This window comes from Lentzea sp. NBRC 102530, from assembly GCF_030269365.1.
In the GTDB taxonomy this organism is placed as follows: Bacteria; Actinomycetota; Actinomycetes; order Mycobacteriales; family Pseudonocardiaceae; genus Lentzea.
The window spans coordinates 228730-245122 of the sequence record NZ_BSTF01000013.1 but is presented as its reverse complement, the minus strand read 5'-3'; the positions used below and the strand labels follow the sequence as shown (position 1 = coordinate 245122).

General features: G+C 70.0%; 10 protein-coding genes and 1 tRNA gene. 5 read left to right on the top strand and 6 right to left on the bottom strand.

Going from position 1 to position 16393, the window contains the following annotated elements; genetic code table 11:
* The 4 genes from glmU to QSK25_RS31765 form a co-directional block, all read right to left on the bottom strand.
* Nucleotides 1-1473, bottom strand: coding sequence for a bifunctional UDP-N-acetylglucosamine diphosphorylase/glucosamine-1-phosphate N-acetyltransferase GlmU (glmU, locus tag QSK25_RS31780; RefSeq protein ID WP_285643691.1), 1473 nt, complete (start codon nt 1471-1473; stop codon nt 1-3).
* A 47-nt stretch (nt 1474-1520) separates the two neighbouring features.
* Complete coding sequence (locus QSK25_RS31775) at nt 1521-3215, bottom strand: GGDEF domain-containing protein (RefSeq protein WP_285643690.1); 1695 nt, start codon at nt 3213-3215, stop codon at nt 1521-1523.
* Nucleotides 3216-3241: 26 nt separating this feature from the next.
* A tRNA-Gln gene (locus QSK25_RS31770) sits at nt 3242-3312 on the bottom strand.
* A gap of 88 nt (nt 3313-3400) precedes the next feature.
* Nucleotides 3401-4540, bottom strand: coding sequence for an alpha/beta hydrolase family protein (locus tag QSK25_RS31765; RefSeq protein WP_285643689.1), 1140 nt, complete (start codon nt 4538-4540; stop codon nt 3401-3403).
* 148 nt (nt 4541-4688) lie between these two features.
* On the opposite strand from QSK25_RS31765, the gene QSK25_RS31760 reads away from it, so the two are divergent.
* Nucleotides 4689-5288 carry a TetR/AcrR family transcriptional regulator gene (locus tag QSK25_RS31760; protein WP_285643717.1) on the top strand — a complete coding sequence of 200 codons (600 nt, stop codon included), beginning with the start codon at nt 4689-4691 and terminating at the stop codon, nt 5286-5288.
* Between the two features lie 273 nt (nt 5289-5561).
* Here QSK25_RS31760 and QSK25_RS31755 read toward each other — a convergent pair whose 3' ends face one another.
* Nucleotides 5562-6671, bottom strand: a complete 1110-nt coding sequence (locus QSK25_RS31755) for a PQQ-dependent sugar dehydrogenase (protein WP_285643686.1) — start codon at nt 6669-6671, stop codon at nt 5562-5564.
* A gap of 7 nt (nt 6672-6678) precedes the next feature.
* A complete protein-coding gene (locus tag QSK25_RS31750) occupies nt 6679-7206 on the bottom strand; it encodes a DUF4291 domain-containing protein (RefSeq protein ID WP_285643684.1) in 528 nt (175 codons plus the stop codon).
* A 202-nt stretch (nt 7207-7408) separates the two neighbouring features.
* On the opposite strand from QSK25_RS31750, the gene mfd reads away from it, so the two are divergent.
* From mfd to QSK25_RS31730, 4 genes are read left to right on the top strand one after another with little or no spacing between them, the layout of a single operon-like run.
* Nucleotides 7409-10960: a transcription-repair coupling factor gene (gene mfd, locus QSK25_RS31745; protein ID WP_285643683.1), complete on the top strand. Its 3552-nt coding sequence runs from the start codon at nt 7409-7411 to the stop codon at nt 10958-10960.
* Nucleotides 10961-10974: 14 nt separating this feature from the next.
* Nucleotides 10975-11916 carry a hypothetical protein gene (locus tag QSK25_RS31740; protein ID WP_285643682.1) on the top strand — a complete coding sequence of 314 codons (942 nt, stop codon included), beginning with the start codon at nt 10975-10977 and terminating at the stop codon, nt 11914-11916.
* Entirely contained in the window at nt 11913-12833 is a 921-nt protein-coding gene (locus QSK25_RS31735) for a nucleoside triphosphate pyrophosphohydrolase (RefSeq protein WP_285643680.1), read from the top strand. Before QSK25_RS31740 ends, QSK25_RS31735 begins: the two co-directional genes overlap by 4 nt.
* A gap of 29 nt (nt 12834-12862) precedes the next feature.
* Nucleotides 12863-16033, top strand: a complete 3171-nt coding sequence (locus tag QSK25_RS31730; RefSeq protein WP_285643678.1) for a S41 family peptidase — start codon at nt 12863-12865, stop codon at nt 16031-16033.
* Nucleotides 16034-16393: the final 360 nt, after the last annotated feature.

The following is a 16393-nucleotide window of genomic DNA, read 5'->3' as shown; positions in this document are numbered from 1 at the left end:
TCAGCGACCCTCCTCTGTCTTCTCGTCGGCATTCTGCTTCGCCAGGGCCTCGGCTGCCGCCTGAGCCGCTGCCGTTCCCTCGCGGCGGCTGATGACCCAGCCCTCGAGGTTGCGCTGCGGGCCCCCGGACACGGCGAGCGCGCCCGGTGGGACGTTGCGGCGCAGGACCGTGCCCGCGCCCGTGTAAGCGCCGTCGCCCACCGTCACCGGTGCCACGAACATGTTGTCCGAGCCGGTGCGGCAGTGGGAACCGACGATCGTGCGGTGCTTGTTCACCCCGTCGTAGTTGACGGTGACCGAGGCCGCGCCGATGTTGCTGTGCTCGCCGATCGTGGCGTCGCCGATGTAGGACAGGTGGGGGACCTTCGAACCGGCACCGATCTGCGAGTTCTTCGTCTCGACAAACGTGCCGATCTTGCCCTTCACGCCTAGAGACGTGCCTGGGCGCAGGTAGGCGAACGGGCCGACGGACGCGTTGTCGCCGATCACCGAGTCGCTGCCGTGGGTTCGCACGACCGAAGCGCCCTCACCGACCGTCACGCCGGACAGGGTCGTGTCCGGGCCGACCGTGGCACGCGCGCCGATCACCGTGCCCGCGCGGAGCTGCACGTTCGGCTCGATCAGGGCGTCCTGGCCGACGGTCACGTCCGCGTCGACCCACACCGACGCCGGGTCGACGACGGTGACGCCACCGCGCATCAGGCCCTCGACGATGCGGCGGTTCATCTCCTTGCCGACGGCCGCGAGCTGCACGCGGTCGTTGATGCCCTCGACCAGCCAGCGGTCGGACGCGATCAGCGCGCCGACCCGCAGGCCGTCACCGCGGGCGATGCCCAGCACGTCGGTCAGGTAGAGCTCGCCCTGCGCGTTGTCGGTGGACAACCGGGAGAGCCCGTCACGCAGCACCGCCGCGTCGAACGCGTACACACCGGAGTTGATCTCGGTGATCAGCTGTTCCGCGGAGGAGGCGTCCTTCTGCTCGACGATCCGCAGCACGGTGCCGTCGGAGTCGCGCACGATCCGGCCGTACCCGGTGGGGTTCTCCACCACGGCCGTCAGGACGGTCACCGCGTTGCCGGCCTCGCCGTGTTCGGCGAGCAGGGCCGTGAGGGTCTGGGTGTCGAGCAGCGGCACGTCGCCGTAGCTGACGATCACCGTGCCGCCGAGGTCGTCCGGCAGTTCGGCGAGGCCGCACGAGACGGCGTGGCCCGTGCCCTTCTGCTCGGCCTGCACGGCGACGGTGACCTTGCGGCCCAGTGCGCCGGCGAGAGTGTCCAGATGCTCAGTGACTGCTTCACGGCCGTGTCCGACGACGACGGCGAGGTGGTCGGGGTCTGTGCCGGCCGCCGCGCGCACCGCGTGTTCGACGAGTGAGCGTCCGGCGATCCGATGCAGCACCTTGGGCGTGGACGACCGCATGCGGGTGCCTTCCCCGGCGGCGAGCACGACCGTGCTGACAGGGCCCTCGAGCATCAATGCTCTCCCTAACAGGCTGGGTGGTTCGAAGTCCGCCGACCAGCCTAGGCCTCCGCGGACGGCTCTCCAGCCACCGCGGCCACCTGGCAGCCACCTTGACGCTTCGCCACGTACATCGCCGAGTCCGCCCTTGACAGGGCCTGATTCGCCGTTTCGCGGGGGCGCAGGGAGATCACGCCGACCGACAGCGTGACCCCGCGCGAGAGGTCGATTGGCAAGCCTGCCACCGCATCCACGGCCCGTCCGAGTGCTGCTTCGGCGGCGTGCAGAGGGGCCCCCGGCAGCAGCACGACGAACTCGTCACCGCCGTAGCGGGCCACCATGTCGTCGCCCCGCAGGGCCTGCCGGAGTGTGCTGGCAATCACCCGGAGGACATCATCACCCTCGGCATGTGAATGCCGGTCGTTCACGCCCTTGAAGCCGTCGAGGTCGACCAGCGCGATCGAGAACGGGTCGACCTGACCGGCGATGAGCTCGCCCATCTTGTCGTCGAGCGCGCGGCGGTTCGGCAGGCCCGTCAGCGGGTCCTGCAACGCCTGCTGCGCGATCTGGCCGTGCGCGCGCGTCAGCCGTTCGTGCTCGCGTCGGGTCTGCAACGTGGCCACGCGCGACTCGCGCATCTGCCACAGCTCCATCTCCAGGGCCGCGTTGTACGCCTGCAACGCCGACGTCGTGTGCGGGCCGCAGAGGTGCGCGTACTCGCGTTCCAGCGACAGCACCAGCGACGGTTCCGACGTGTCGTGCTCCATCTGCGTGCGCGTGTCGTCGAGGACCTTCAGCGCGTCGTCCAGCCGGTTCGCCTCGACGAGGCACCGGGCCAGCGCGATCGCGACGATGATCAACTCTCGCGCGTACATGGACAGGCCGCGCAACGACCACAGCCGGTCGAGGTGGCTCTCCGCCGGGTTCGTCAGCGCGTGGGCGGCACCGAGGATCGGCACCTGCTCGGCGGCGTCGAGGTCACGCCGGCCGGGGTGCAGCGACTGCCGGAACGGCACCTCGGCGGCCTCGGCGAGCCCGGACGCCATCCGGAACTGCTCAGCGGCGGCGTCGTGCAGGTTCACCCGTTCGAGGCGCATGCCCCAGCCGATCCGCAGCCGCGCGCGGTTGACCAGGTGCACGTAGATCTGGTGGGGCTGGCCGCTCTCGCGCAACGCGTTGTTCGCGCCCGCCAGCACGTCGTCGGCCATCTCGTAGACGCCGAGCTGGGTCAGCACCAGCGCGATGTCCTGGAACGTGTTGGCCAGCAGCTGGTCCCAGACGCGCTTGTCGAAGACCGGGTCCACGTCCGGTTCCTCGTCGAGCATCATCGCGAGCGCCGACGCGATCTCGGTCAGCGCCTTGTCCTCGGCGTTGCCCAGCAGGAACCGGCGTCCGCGCAACGCGCGCGCGTCCGCCTCCAGCACGATCAGGCCGTGGCGGCGGCAGTGCGAGAGCATCTCGTCGAGCTGCGGGTCGGACATGTCGACCAGCCCCGGCGTGACCAACCGGACCACGGCCGCGGCTCTGAGCAGCTGCGCGACGATGCGGGGCTCTCCGCGGCCCTGGGCCTCGGCGAGGATGTGGTCGATCTCGGAGGCGGCGTCCAGTTGCGCGGCGAGGTGGCTGCTCTGGGCCACGGCGACGAGTTCGGACGCGCGACCCACCAGCCACGCGTCGGACATCTCGTGATGGCGGTGGCCCACGTTGCCCTGCTCGTCGACCGTTTCCTCGGGCAGCTTCGCACCTCCCAAAGACACCCTGACCCTGCGCTATCAAGGTCCTGCTCCGCCACCAGGATTCGAACCTGGACCATCTGAACCAAAATCAGAGGTGCTGCCTTTACACCATGGCGGAACGGGCGAACTCGCGCACGCCCAGGGCACATGTTGTCACGAGTGGTCCTGTTCTTGTCCAACCACCACTCCACCGGCCCAGTTCAAGATCACGGCTTGGTGCCGACTGACCTGGTCAGGAAGTCGCCGAGCGTCGTTCGATACGTGTCCGTCGCCACATTCCACCCCGAGGTGTGGTCGGCGCCCGGGATCTCGACGTACTGCAGCGGCCACCCGAGGCGGCCCGCCGCGGTCGCGAGGTCGCGCGAGGACTGCGCGGGCACCGTCTCGTCGGCCGAGCCGTGGAACACCAGCGTCGGCGGCTTGAGCGCGGGCGGGTTGCGGACGAGGTCGAACCGGTCGAAGTCGATGTCGGCGCGCCAGCCGGAGACGAGCTCCGCGATCGGCGTGAGCCACGTCGGCACGCCCCGGTTCTGCGCCTGCAGGTCCAGGGTCTGCGTCCAGTTCGTGACGGGGGAGTCGAGCACGACCCCGCTGACGGCCGCCGCGACGCTGGACCGGGCGAGCGTCTGACCGACGATCGCGCCGCCCATCGACCAGCCGTAGAGCACGACGTCGCGCGCGCCCTTGCTCTGCGCGTACTTGATCGCGGCCTCGACGTCGCGCCACTCGGTGTCGCCGAGGTGGTAGAGGCCGTCGGGGGAGGCCGGCGCGCCCTCGTCGTTGCGGTAGGTGATCAGCAGGACGGGCAGGCCGGCGTTGTGCAGCTGCGGCACGATCCGCAGCCCCTCCTCGCGCTTGGCGCCGCGCCCGTGGACGTTGATGACCCAGGTGTCCTCGTTCTCGGCGGGCACGAGCCACGCCGGCATGTCGCCGAGTTCGGTGGGCACCGCGACGTCGCTGTAGACCAGGCCCAGTGCGGTCTTGGGGTTGCCCTCGTAGACGGCGGTCTCGATGCGCACCTTCGTGCCGTCCGGCGGCGCGCTGCCCTCGAGCACCGGCCGTTCGACGCGGCCGTCCTTCGTCCTGGTGATCTCACCGATCTTGGCCTGGCCACCCGCCCAGATCAGCCCGAGCGTGCCCTGCTGGACCGTCGAGACCGACTCGGCCAGCACGACCGACTGGCCCTCGTGGCCGATCGCCGTGTCCGGGTACCGCCCCGCCCAGCGGTCGGGTTCGAGCAGCTCGCCGCTGTAGTACCAGCCGATGCCGCCCAGAGCCGCTGTGACCAGCACCAGCAGGGAGAGCAGGGAGATGGCGATGATCCGGATGATCTTGCGTCTGGCCATGGTCCGATGATGCCGCGTCGAGGTCTCGATTCCAGGCGACACAGCGTGCTGGTCCCCGAGAACTCCCGAGATTTCCACGCGAGGGTCCCCTTCGTCGCGCTGGTCGCGGCTGGTGCGCCGCTAGGCTGACTCGGTGACCAGGGTCAGGATGACGGGCAAGGAACGCCGCGAGCAGCTCCTCGACGTCTCCCGGGCCCTGTTCGCCGAGAGGGGCTTCGACGCGACCTCGGTGGAGGAGATCGCACACCGCGCGAGCGTGTCCAAGCCCGTCGTCTACGAGCACTTCGGCGGCAAGGAAGGCATCTACGCCGTCGTCGTCGACCGCGAGATGCAGCGCCTGATGGACCAGATCGTGACGGCCCTCGACGGCGGCTCGCACCCCCGTGAGCTGCTCGAACAGGCCGCAGGCGCGTTGCTCGACTACATCGAGGGCTCGACGGACGGGTTCCGCGTCCTGGTGCGCGACTCGCCCGTCGCGTCGTCTTCCGGGACGTTCTCGTCCCTGCTGAACGACATCGCGTCGCAGGTCGAGCACATCCTCGCGGTGCACTTCGCGCGCCAGGGCTACGACCGCAAGCTGGCCCCGCTCTACGCGCAGGCGCTGGTGGGCATGGTCGCGCTGACCGGGCAGTGGTGGCTGGAGGTGCGCAAGCCGAAGAAGGGCGAGGTGGCCGCGCACCTCGTGAACCTGGCCTGGAAGGGCCTGTCCGCGATGGACCACAAGCCCGAGCTGCGCTTTTCGTCGTAGTGCAGCTGCACTTGTTTCCGCGTCGTGCTTGGTGCAATTTGCCGAATGCAAGCACGGAGTGAAACGGCGCGGGTACGCCTCAGCGATGAGTCCCTTGGAGTCCGGCGTCCGAGCCGTTCGTCGAGGGGTCGAACGGCTCGGACGCGCCAATCAATTGTCTTCCGCAGGCCTCGCAAACGCTTCCGCGCGTGCCCTTCAAAAGTTGAGTCAGGTTCGCTCAAGTGTGGGGTGTGGGCCTGGCCGTCGTTTCGGGCAGCGCGGCCGGCCGGGTGTTCAGACGGTGCCGGTGAGCTTCAGCAGCTTGTCGTCCGTGCCGTTGGACGTCGTGACGTAGAGCGATCCGTCCGGCGCCGTGCGGGCAGCCCTGAGGCGTCCGTACTTGTCGTTGAGCTCGTCCGGGATCGCGACGTTCTGCACCTTCCCGGCATCGTCGAGCGTGAACAGCAGCAGCTTCGAGCCCTTGAGCGCCGTGACGGCCAGCTTGCCGTTCCAGAACGCGGCCTGGCAGATCGCCTCCGTGGGCGACCCGGACGACCACACCGCGGGCACCGCGTCGGGGAACCGCTGCAGGTCCGTCATCGGCACGCTCTCGTCGTACCGGCTCTGCGTGCCGCCCTTCGACGGGTCCCACCCGTAGTTGGCGCCCTTCTGCAGCAGGTTGACCTCGTCGTCGACGTCGGGCCCGTGCTCGCTGGAGAAGACCTGGTCCGTCCCGGGCCGGAACACCACGCCCTGCACGTTGCGGTGCCCGTAGCTGTAGACCCGCCGCTCGTCGGCGTTGCTCGAACCGGCGAACGGGTTGTCCTTCGCGCCCTCACCGGTCTCCGCGTCGATCCGCAGCACCTTGCCGCCGAGGCTGGTGCGGTCCTGCGGGTTGCGGGCCTGGGCGATGTCACCGGTCGCCACGAACATCGTGCCGTCGGGAGCCAGCGTCGGCCGGCAGCCGGAGTGCCTGCCGCTCGGGTTGGACGGCATGCCGGTCACCAGGTCCTTCGTCTTGGTGGCCTTGGTGCCGTCGAGCTTGAACGTGGTCAGGCGGACGTCCTGTGCCGTGTTGTAGCAGACGGTGAAGCGCTGGTTGTCCGGGTGGACCACCAGGCCCATCAGGCCGCCTTCGCCTCTGGCCTGGACGTTCGCCAGGTCGACCTCCAGCGGGGTGACCCGGCCGTCCTTGACCAGCTTGATGCGGCCAGGCCGTTCGGTGACCAGCACGGAGCCGTCCGGGAGGAAGCCGAGGTCCCAGCCGTGCTGGAACCCTCCGGCCACCTCCTCGACCTTCAGGCCTTGCGGGGCCGGGGCCTTCGACGGGGCGGTGCCGCCCGGCTCCGGCGTCGAACAGGCCGCCAGGCCCAGGACCAACCCTGCTGCAACCAGTGCGCGCATGTCCCAACTATGCGTTTTGCGTCGTGGAGGTTCCGTAAGGCCGTTCGGGCGGGAGGAGCCGGCGGGCGGCTTCCAGGTCCCTGGCGCGGACCAGCGCGTGGATCTCGCGGGCCCGGTCGGTCACGTCGGTGATGCCCACGGTCCAGTCGTGGACGTAGCGGTGGGCGGCCTCACCGGTCAGGCCGATCTGGATGGACCTGACGGGGAGCGGCTCGTGGTGGAGGCCGCGCTCCGGGTCCCATTGCACGCGGACCTGGGGTTTGCCCGGGATCCGGCTGTTCACCGCGTTGTCCACGGCCCAGTCGAAGCCTTCGCGGGTGATGCGGACGGCGAGGACGCGCTCCTGGCCCTCCTTGGTGGCGTAGCCGCAGCGGTACATCATCCAGAGGAAGGACGGCTTGATCCACGTCATCCTGGTCATCCTGAACGGCGGGACGAAGCGCTGGGCCGCGAGCGCCGGCTCGGCGATGGCCGGGGAGTACGCCTGGTAGACCACGATGGACTGATCGTCGTGGTCAGCCCTGATTTCTTTCATGCGCGTCAGGGTGGCTGGTAGGGGCTGGGTGCTGCCAGAGGTTTTCGGGCGCCTCGCCGCGCGGGCCGGAGCCGCGCTCGAGCCACCCGATGAGGGGTCGCGGAACGAGCTAAGGTGGGTGGTGAGACCCCTCGTCCCAGGCAGGGGTCTGTCCGGCGTTAGAACTTCGTCCGGCATTCCGCACTCGACCGGGGTTTCTCACATGCCGCTGCTCGGCCTGCTCGATGGTGTCCTGCCCGACAAAGCCCTCCGCACGTTGATCGACTCGGCCGGTGTGCCCGAGTTGGAGCTCGACGGTCCGCTGGCCGCCCGGCCGCTGGTCGTGGCCGCGCTGTCGACCGCGAGGCCGGTGCTGGCCGTCACGGCCACCGGGCGTGAGGCGGAGGAGCTGACGAGTGTCCTGAAGGACCTCATCGGCGTGGACAAGGTCGCGTTCTTCCCCAGCTGGGAGACGTTGCCGCACGAGCGGTTGAGTCCGCGGGCGGACACGGTCGGCGCGCGGCTGCAGGTCCTGCGGCGCCTCAAGCATCCCGAGGGCAATCCCGTCCGGGTGCTGGTCACGACGGTGCGGAGCCTCATCCAGCCGATGGCGCCGGGGCTCGGGGACCTGAAGCCCGTGCACCTCGTGGTCGGGGAGGAGCAGGACTTCGTCGAGCTCGTCACGCGCCTCGCGGAGAACGCCTACAGCCGCGTCGACATGGTCGAGAAGCGCGGCGAGTACGCCACGCGCGGTGGGATCCTCGACATCTTCCCGCCCACGGCCGAGCACCCCTACCGCGTCGAGTTCTGGGGCGACGAGGTCAGCGAGATCCGGCCGTTCTCCGTGCAGGACCAGCGGTCGCTGCCCGTAGAGGTGCAGGAGTTCGTGGCGCCGCCGTGCCGGGAGCTGCTGCTGACCGAGGACGTGAAGCAGCGCGCGGCCGCGCTGGCCGAGGAGCACCAGTCGGACGCGCACCTGGCCGAGATGCTGGAGAAGATCTCCGGCGGCATCGCGGTCGAGGGCATGGAGGCGCTCATCCCCGCGTTGTGCCCCGGCGAGCTCCAGCTGCTCACCGACGTCGTGGAACCCGGCACCCACGTGCTGCTCAACGACCCGGAGAAGATCCGGGCCAGGGCGGCGGACCTGGTGCGGACCGGGCAGGAGTTCCTCGAGGCGTCGTGGATGGCGGCGGCGGGGGGCGGCAAGGCGCCGATCGACCTCGGGCGCAGCGCGTACCAGGGCATCGGCGAGATCGCCGAGCAGGCCAAGGGCAACGACCGTCCCTGGTGGACGCTCAGCCAGCTCACCACGGACTCGAAGGACGTGGTGCACCTCGACGTCAAGCCCGTCGAGGCCTACCAGGGGGACGTCGAACGGGCGTTCGCGGACCTGAAGGCGCACACGGCCACCGGTGGCGCGGCCGTGCTGGTCGTGCCCGGCGCGGGCACCGCGCACCGGGCGGAGGAACGGCTCAAGGAGGCCGAGGTCGCGGCGGTCTGCGTCGAGTCGCTCGACGAGGCGCCGAAGAGCGGCATGGTCACGGTCGTGCGCGGTGCGCTCGAGGACGGGTTCGTGCTGCCCGACCTGGCGCTGGTGGTGCTCACCGAGACCGACCTGACCGGCGGCCGCGGCGGCACGTCCACCAAGGACATGCGCAAGATGCCGTCCAAGCGGCGCAACGCGGTGGACCCGCTGGCGCTCAAGGCCGGCGACTTCGTGGTGCACGAGCAGCACGGCATCGGCAAGTACGTCGAGATGGTGCAACGCACGGTGGCCGGTGCCACGCGCGAGTACCTGGTGCTGGAGTACGCGTCTTCCAAACGAGGCCAGCCCGGCGACCGGTTGTTCGTGCCGACGGACCAGCTCGACGAGGTCAGCCGTTACGTCGGTGGCGAACTGCCGACGCTCAACAAGCTCGGCGGCAGCGACTGGAAGAACACGAAGTCCAAGGCGCGCAAGGCGGTCAAGCAGATCGCGGCCGAGCTCGTGCAGCTCTACGCGGCCAGGCAGTCCGCCCCCGGACACGCCTTCGGCCCGGACACGCCCTGGCAGAGGGAGCTGGAGGACGCGTTCGCGTTCACCGAGACCCAGGACCAGATGGCCGCGATCGACGAGGTCAAGGCCGACATGGAACGCGGCGTCCCGATGGACCGCGTCATCTGCGGTGACGTCGGCTACGGCAAGACGGAGATCGCGGTCCGGGCGGCGTTCAAGGCCGTGCAGGACGGCAAGCAGGTCGCCGTGCTGGTGCCGACGACGCTGCTCGCCCAGCAGCACCTCAACACCTTCGCCGAACGCATGCGCCAGTTCCCGGTGAACGTCAAGGGGCTCAGCCGGTTCACCGACGCGCAGGAGTCCGAGCAGACGGTCGCGGGCCTCGCCGACGGCGAGGTCGACATCGTCATCGGCACGCACCGGCTGCTGCAGAAGTCCGTGCGGTACAAGGACCTCGGCCTCGTGATCGTCGACGAGGAGCAGCGCTTCGGCGTTGAGCACAAGGAGCACATCAAGGCGCTCCGCACGCACGTCGACGTGCTCACGATGTCCGCGACGCCGATCCCGCGCACGCTGGAGATGTCGCTCGCGGGCATCCGCGAGATGTCCACGATCCTGACCCCGCCGGAGGAACGGCACCCGATCCTCACCTACGTCGGCGCGTACGACGACAAGCAGGTCGGTGCCGCGATCCGCCGCGAGCTGCTGCGCGACGGCCAGGTCTTCTTCGTGCACAACCGGGTCTCGTCCATCGAGAAGGCCGCGCGCCGCATCCGCGAGCTGGTGCCGGAGGCGCGGGTCGTCACCGCGCACGGGCAGATGAACGAGGACAGGCTCGAGAAGATCATCCAGGGCTTCTGGGAACGCGAGTTCGACGTCCTCGTCTGCACCACGATCGTCGAGACCGGCCTCGACATCTCCAACGCCAACACGCTGATCGTCGAACGCGGCGACCTGCTCGGCCTGGCCCAGCTGCACCAGCTGCGCGGACGCGTCGGCCGCGGCCGCGAACGCGGGTACGCGTACTTCCTGTACCCGTCCGAGACGCCGCTGACCGAGACCGCGCACGACCGGCTCGCGACGATCGCGCAGAACACCGAACTCGGCGCCGGCATGGCCGTCGCGATGAAGGACCTGGAGATCCGCGGCGCCGGCAACATCCTCGGCGCCGAGCAGTCCGGCCACATCGCGGGCGTCGGCTTCGACCTCTACGTCCGGCTGGTCGGCGAGGCCGTCGAGGCGTTCCGCAAGCACGCCGGAGCGGAGAGCGCGGAGGAAGAGGAGCTCGCCGAGGTGCGGGTGGACCTCCCCGTCGACGCGCACATCCCGCACGAGTACGTGCCGGGCGAGCGGCTGCGGCTGGAGGCCTACCGCAAGATCGCGGCCGCGACCGACGAGGCGGCGCTCCAGTCCGTCTGGGAAGAGTTGAAAGACCGGTACGGCACCCCGCCCGAGCCCGTCGAACGGCTGCTCGGCGTCGCCCGCCTGCGGCACGCCTGCCGCCGGCACGGGGTCACCGAGGTCATCGCGATGGGCCAGAACCTGCGGTTCGCGAAGCTCGAACTGCTGGACTCGCAGCTGGTCAGGCTGCGCAGGCTGTTCCCGAAGGCGGTCTACAAGCAGGCGATGGGAACGGTCACCGTGCCGCGCCCGACCGAGGGCGCGGCAGGCGGCCGAATGGGTGCACCGCAGCTGCGCGACCAGGAGTTGCTGGACTGGTGCGCCGCGTTCCTCGACTCGCTCGCGGGGACTCCCGTGACCGGAGTCACCAAGGCGTGAGAGGGTAGGTCCTCGTGAGCACTGTTCTGAAGCGTTTCTCGCTGGTCGGTGTTGCCGTGGCGCTCCTGGCCACCGGTTGTGGCACCGGGCCTGACAAGGCCGGTTCGGCCGCGATCGTCGGTGGCGAGACGATCGGCCTGCAGACCGTCCAGGACCGCACCGTGAAGGTGCTCAAGAAGGAGCCTGCGGCCCAGCAGATGCAGGACCAGGGCAAGCTGGACCAGGTGTCGAAGCTCGTCCTGGCCGACGAGATCACGCACCAGATCGCGGCCGCCGCGGCGCAGCGGGAGAACATCACGGTCGACGAGACCAAGGTGTACGACGCGATCAAGGAGAAGGGTGGCCCCGAGGCCGCCGCGAAGCAGAGCGAGCACGACGAGACCACGATCTACCGCCGTCAGCGCGACGTGCTGGTGATGGGTGAGCTCGCCCGCCGCAACCTCTCCACGCTCCAGGTCGAGATCGACTTCTTCCAGGTCCAGGACCCGAAGGAGGCCAAGGAGAAGGCCGCCGAGGTCGCCGCGGACTCCTCGAAGATGTCGCGGTTCATCCAGGAGGCCCCGCGCACCGCCGGTGGCCAGCAGGCGTCGGGCACGAACCAGAAGGTCCGCGTCACCGAGAACCCGTCGCTCGTCCACACGATGCTGTGGGGCGTGAAGCCCGGCACCGTCGTCGCCTTCCCGGCCGACGAGCAGCAGTCGAGCTGGATGGTCGCGCTGGTCAAGGAGCGCAGCACGGTCTCGCCGACGCCCGGCGAGGAGGACCTGATCGAGCGCATCGACCCGCAGCTGCTCGCGGCGTTCGGCCTGCGGATCGCGCAGTACCTGACCGCGGACACCGCCATCGAGGTCAACCCGCGCTACGGCGTGTGGGACCCGACCAACGCGCAGGTCGTCGGCAACGCCGGTGAGCGCGGCGGGTACGTCGGTGTGAGCACGACCAAGAACAAGTCTTGATCACCGTCGTCGTCCTCAGCGAGCGGCTCGGAGCCGTGCTGCCCGCTGCCGCCCTGCCCGCGTTGCGCACGGCCCAGGCCGTCTACGCGGGCGAGGGCGTGCCCCCGGAGTCCTGGGGTGAGCTGGGCGTGGACGGTCCGGCACCGGCCGTTCCGGAGGACGGTGCGGTGGTGATCACGACCGATGCGTCCGCCTACCCGGACGCCCTGGTGATCACGACGCCCGAACCGCTGGGTGCCGGCCTGCTCGACGCGGCCGCCGTCATGCACCGGCTGCGCTCGCCGGGCGGGTGCCCGTGGGACGCCGAGCAGACGCACGACTCGTTGCGCCAGTACCTCGTCGAGGAGACCTTCGAGCTGCTGGAGGCGATCGAGGACGGCGACCGCGCGGCGATGCGCGAGGAGCTCGGGGACGTGCTGCTCCAGGTGCTCTTCCACGCCCGCGTCGCCGCCGAGGACGCCGAGGACCCGTTCGACATCGACGCCGTGTCGGCCGAACTGGTCGCGAAGCTCGTCGGCAGGCACCCGCACGTCTTCGAGGGCAACGACCCCGCGGTGACGGACGCGACCTCGCAGCAGCACCGCTGGGAGGAGCTCAAGCAGGTCGAGAAGAAGCGTGAGTCCAGTGTGGACGGTGTGGCGCTCGGCCAGCCGGCCGTGGCCCTCGCCGCGAAGCTGGTGCAGCGCACCAAACGCGCGGGCTTCCCCGTCGACCTGCTGCCGGAGGGAGACGACACGGGCACGACGTTGTTCGCCGTGACCGCCCTGTCGAAGCTCGCGGGCGAGGACCCGGAGACGGAACTGCGACAGGTTTCTCGCCGTTTCGCCGCGAACGTCCGGGAAGCGGAAGCCAAGGCGAGGGCCGAAGGCGTGGAATCTCTTGCCGCAGAGGACTGGCGGCGCTTTTTGCCCTCCTGAAACGGCGGCGTTGGGCTAACGTCGATCTCGTGACTTACCTGCGGTATCCGCATCTGCGCGGTGACTTGGTGACGTTCGTGGCCGAGGACGACGTGTGGCTCGCCCCCGTCGACGGAGGAAGGGCCTGGCGCGCGTCCGCCGATCAGGTGCCGGCCCGCACGCCACGGTTCTCCCCGGACGGCACGCACCTGGCGTGGGCCAGCGTGATCGACGGCGCTCCCGAGGTGCGCGTGGCCCCTGTGGACGGTGGCCCGGCCCGCCGGTTGACCCACTGGGGCGTGGCCCGCTCGGCCGTGTCCGGGTGGACGCCGGACGGGCGGGTGCTGGCGGTGACGACCACCGGCACGATGTCGCGCAACCGCAAGAGAGCGCACGCCGTTCCGCTGGACGGCGGACCGTCGGAGTTGCTGCCGTACGGGTGGGTCAACGACGTCTCGTTCGGACCTGACGGCCAGATCGTCACGTCCTCCAGCTACATGCAGGAACCGTCGGCGTGGAAGCGGTACCGCGGCGGCACGGCGGGCAAGCTGTGGGTGGACCTGGAGGGCTCCGGCGACTTCGTGCGGATCCTGGACGAGCTGAAGTCGACGCTCGCCAACCCGATGTGGGTCGACGGCCGGATCGCGTTCCTGTCCGACCACGAGGGCGTCGGCAGCCTGTACTCCGTGCAGCCCGACGGCACGGACCTGCGCCGCCACTCCTCCGGGGAGTTCTACGCGCGCAACGCCTCCACCGACGGCTCGCGGGTGATCTTCCACCAGGCGGGCGAACTCTGGTTGCTCGAAGGCCTTTCCGAACTGCGCAAGCTCGACATCAAGCTCGGCGGCCCGCGCACCGGCCTGCAACCGCGCCACATCAAGGCTTCCGGCAACGTCGAGTCGTTCAGCGTCGACCACACCGGCCGCGCGTCGGCGGTCGAGGTGCGCGGTTCCGTGCACTGGGTGACGCACCGCGACGGCCCCGTCCGCGTGCTGGCCGACCGTTCCGACGTGCGCGCCCGGCTGCCGAAGGTGCTCGGCGAGACCGGGCACGTCGTGTGGGTGACGGACGTCGAGGGCGAGGAAGCCCTGGAGATCGCGCCCGTCGGCGGTGTGGAGCCGGGCAACACCGCGCGCCGCATCGCCTCCGGCGCACTGGGCCGCGTGATGTCGCTGGCCGCCGCGCCGGACGGCTCGCGCGTCGCCGTGGCCACGCACGACGGCCGGTTGCTGTTGGTGGACATCGCCTCCGGTGAAGTGCGCGAAGTCGTGTCCGGTGCCAACGCGCACGTCACGAACCTCGCCTTCTCGCCGGACTCCTCGTGGCTCGCCTGGTCGCACCCCGGCCCGACACCGTTGCGGCACATCAAGATGGTGAACGCGGCGGACCTGTCCGTCGTGGACGCGACGCCGCTGCGGTTCGCGGACTTCGCGCCGACGTTCACCGAGGACGGCAAGTACCTCGCGTTCCTGTCGATCAGGACGTTCGACCCGATCTACGACGCGCACGTGTTCGACCTGTCGTTCCCGACCGGCTGCCGCCCGTACCTCGTGCCGCTGGCCGCGACCACGCCGTCGCCGTTCGCGCCGATGCACGGCGGCCGTCCGGTCGGCGACGAGGACAAGGACTCCGAGGACGACGACGAGAAGACGCCCGTGACGCGCGTCGACCTCGAAGGCCTCGCCGACCGCGTCGTGCCGGTGCCCGTCGTGGCCGCCGACTACGTGTCGTTGCGCGCGGCGAAGGGCGGCCTGCTGTGGCTGCGCCGGCCGTTGCTCGGCGTGCTGGGCGACAACCTGGCCTCGCCCGAGGCCCGTCCGCCGCGGACCGTGCTGGAGCGCTTCGACTTCACGAAGGTCAAGACCGAGGTGCTGGCGGACAGCGCGGAAGCGTTCGCGGTGTCCGGCGACGGCAAGAAGATCGTCGTCGAGGACCGCGGCGACCTGCGGGTCGTGCCTTCGGACAGCAAGGCGGACGAGGACTCGGCCGACTACGTCGAGATCGACCTCGCGCGCGTCCGGCTCGTCGTCGACCCCGCCCTGGAGTGGGCGCAGATGTACGCCGAGAACGGCCGCCTGATGCGCGACCACTTCTGGCGCACCGACATGGGCGGTGTCGACTGGCAGGGCGAACTCGACCGCTACCGGCCGCTGGTGGACGAGGTGGGCAGCCACGACGACCTGGTCGACCTGCTGTGGGAGGTCCAGGGCGAACTGGGCACCTCGCACGCCTACGTCTGGGGGTCGTCGCCTTCCGTCCCGGCGTCGCGCCGCCAGGGCCTGCTGGGTGCCGATCTCGCGCGCGTCGGTGACTCGTGGGTCGTCGAGCGCGTGATCCCCGGCGAGACGTCTGACCCGCACGCCCGTTCGCCTCTGTGTGCGCCTGGTGTGGCTGTGCGCGCGGGGGATGTCCTTGTCGCCGTGGACGGCCGTCCGGTGGGGCTGGCCGGGCCTGGGGCGTTGCTGGTCGGGACCGCGGGGAAGCCCGTTGAGCTGACCGTGCGTCCCGGTGGTGGTGGCGAGCTGCGTCGCGTCGTGGTGGTGCCTCTGGCTGACGAGGAGCCACTGCGCTATCACGACTGGGTCGCCAACCGCCGTGCGTTCACTCATGCCGCATCCGGTGGCCGTGTGGGCTACCTGCACGTTCCGGACATGATGGGCGCCGGCTGGGCTCAGCTGCACCGCGACCTGCGGGTGGAGCTGGCGCGGGAGGCCCTGGTGCTGGACGTCCGCGAGAACGGCGGCGGCCACACGTCCCAGCTGGTGATCGAGAAGCTCGGCCGCAAGGTGATCGGCTGGTCCGTCGCCCGCGGGTACACGGCGTCCGAGTCGTACCCGCAGGACGCGCCGCGCGGTCCGGTGGTGGCGGTGGCCGACGAGTACGCCGGTTCCGACGGCGACATCGTCAACGTGGCCATCAAGGAACTGGGCATCGGGCCGGTGGTGGGCGTCCGCACGTGGGGCGGCGTCATCGGCATCGACATGATGTTCACGCTGGTAGACGGCACCATGGTCACCCAACCGAGGTACGCCTCGTACTTCACCGGCCACGGTTGGGACGTCGAAAACCACGGTGTCGACCCGGACATCGAGGTGGTCATGACGCCTGCCGACCGCGTTTCCGGCCGCGACCCGCAGTTGGAGAAGGCCGTTTCGCTGGCCTTGGAAACCCTTTCATCTTCGCCAGCCGCTCACGCTCCGGAGTTGCCTCCGCTGCCGTGAACACCCCATCGTGTGACTAAAGAACTGTGACGGACTGTTCCATGTGGACGATCAACCAGATGGAACAGTCGTCACCGTTCGGGGGTGTGCTGGGATGAGTCACCGTGAAGAGCCGCGCAGCGGGCGTGGATGCTTCGGGGCAGTGGTCGTCGTGCCGTTTCTGGCTCTGGGCGGCATGTTCGCGTTGATCGCGTTCACGGGTGGGGCCGTGGAGGCTCCTCTGGCCGCGCCTCCATCTGTTCGGCCCACCTCGCAGTGGTGGACCGAGCCCTTCGAGACAGCCGTTTCGTTGTCCACCGTCACCGAGACCGTGGTGGTGGAGGGGGCGGCTCGGGAGGTTCGGGCTGCTGCCCGGGTTTC

What these genes read in the sequence shown, in the direction of transcription:
- glmU (WP_285643691.1), bottom strand. Translation starts at nt 1,473, where the DNA reads ATGCTCGAGGGCCCTGTCAGCACGGTCGTGCTCGCCGCCGGGGAAGGC.
- QSK25_RS31765 (WP_285643689.1), bottom strand. Translation starts at nt 4,540, where the DNA reads ATGGCCAGACGCAAGATCATCCGGATCATCGCCATCTCCCTGCTCTCC.
- QSK25_RS31760 (WP_285643717.1), top strand. Translation starts at nt 4,689, where the DNA reads ATGACGGGCAAGGAACGCCGCGAGCAGCTCCTCGACGTCTCCCGGGCC.
- QSK25_RS31755 (WP_285643686.1), bottom strand. Translation starts at nt 6,671, where the DNA reads ATGCGCGCACTGGTTGCAGCAGGGTTGGTCCTGGGCCTGGCGGCCTGT.
- QSK25_RS31750 (WP_285643684.1), bottom strand. Translation starts at nt 7,206, where the DNA reads ATGAAAGAAATCAGGGCTGACCACGACGATCAGTCCATCGTGGTCTAC.
- mfd (WP_285643683.1), top strand. Translation starts at nt 7,409, where the DNA reads ATGCCGCTGCTCGGCCTGCTCGATGGTGTCCTGCCCGACAAAGCCCTC.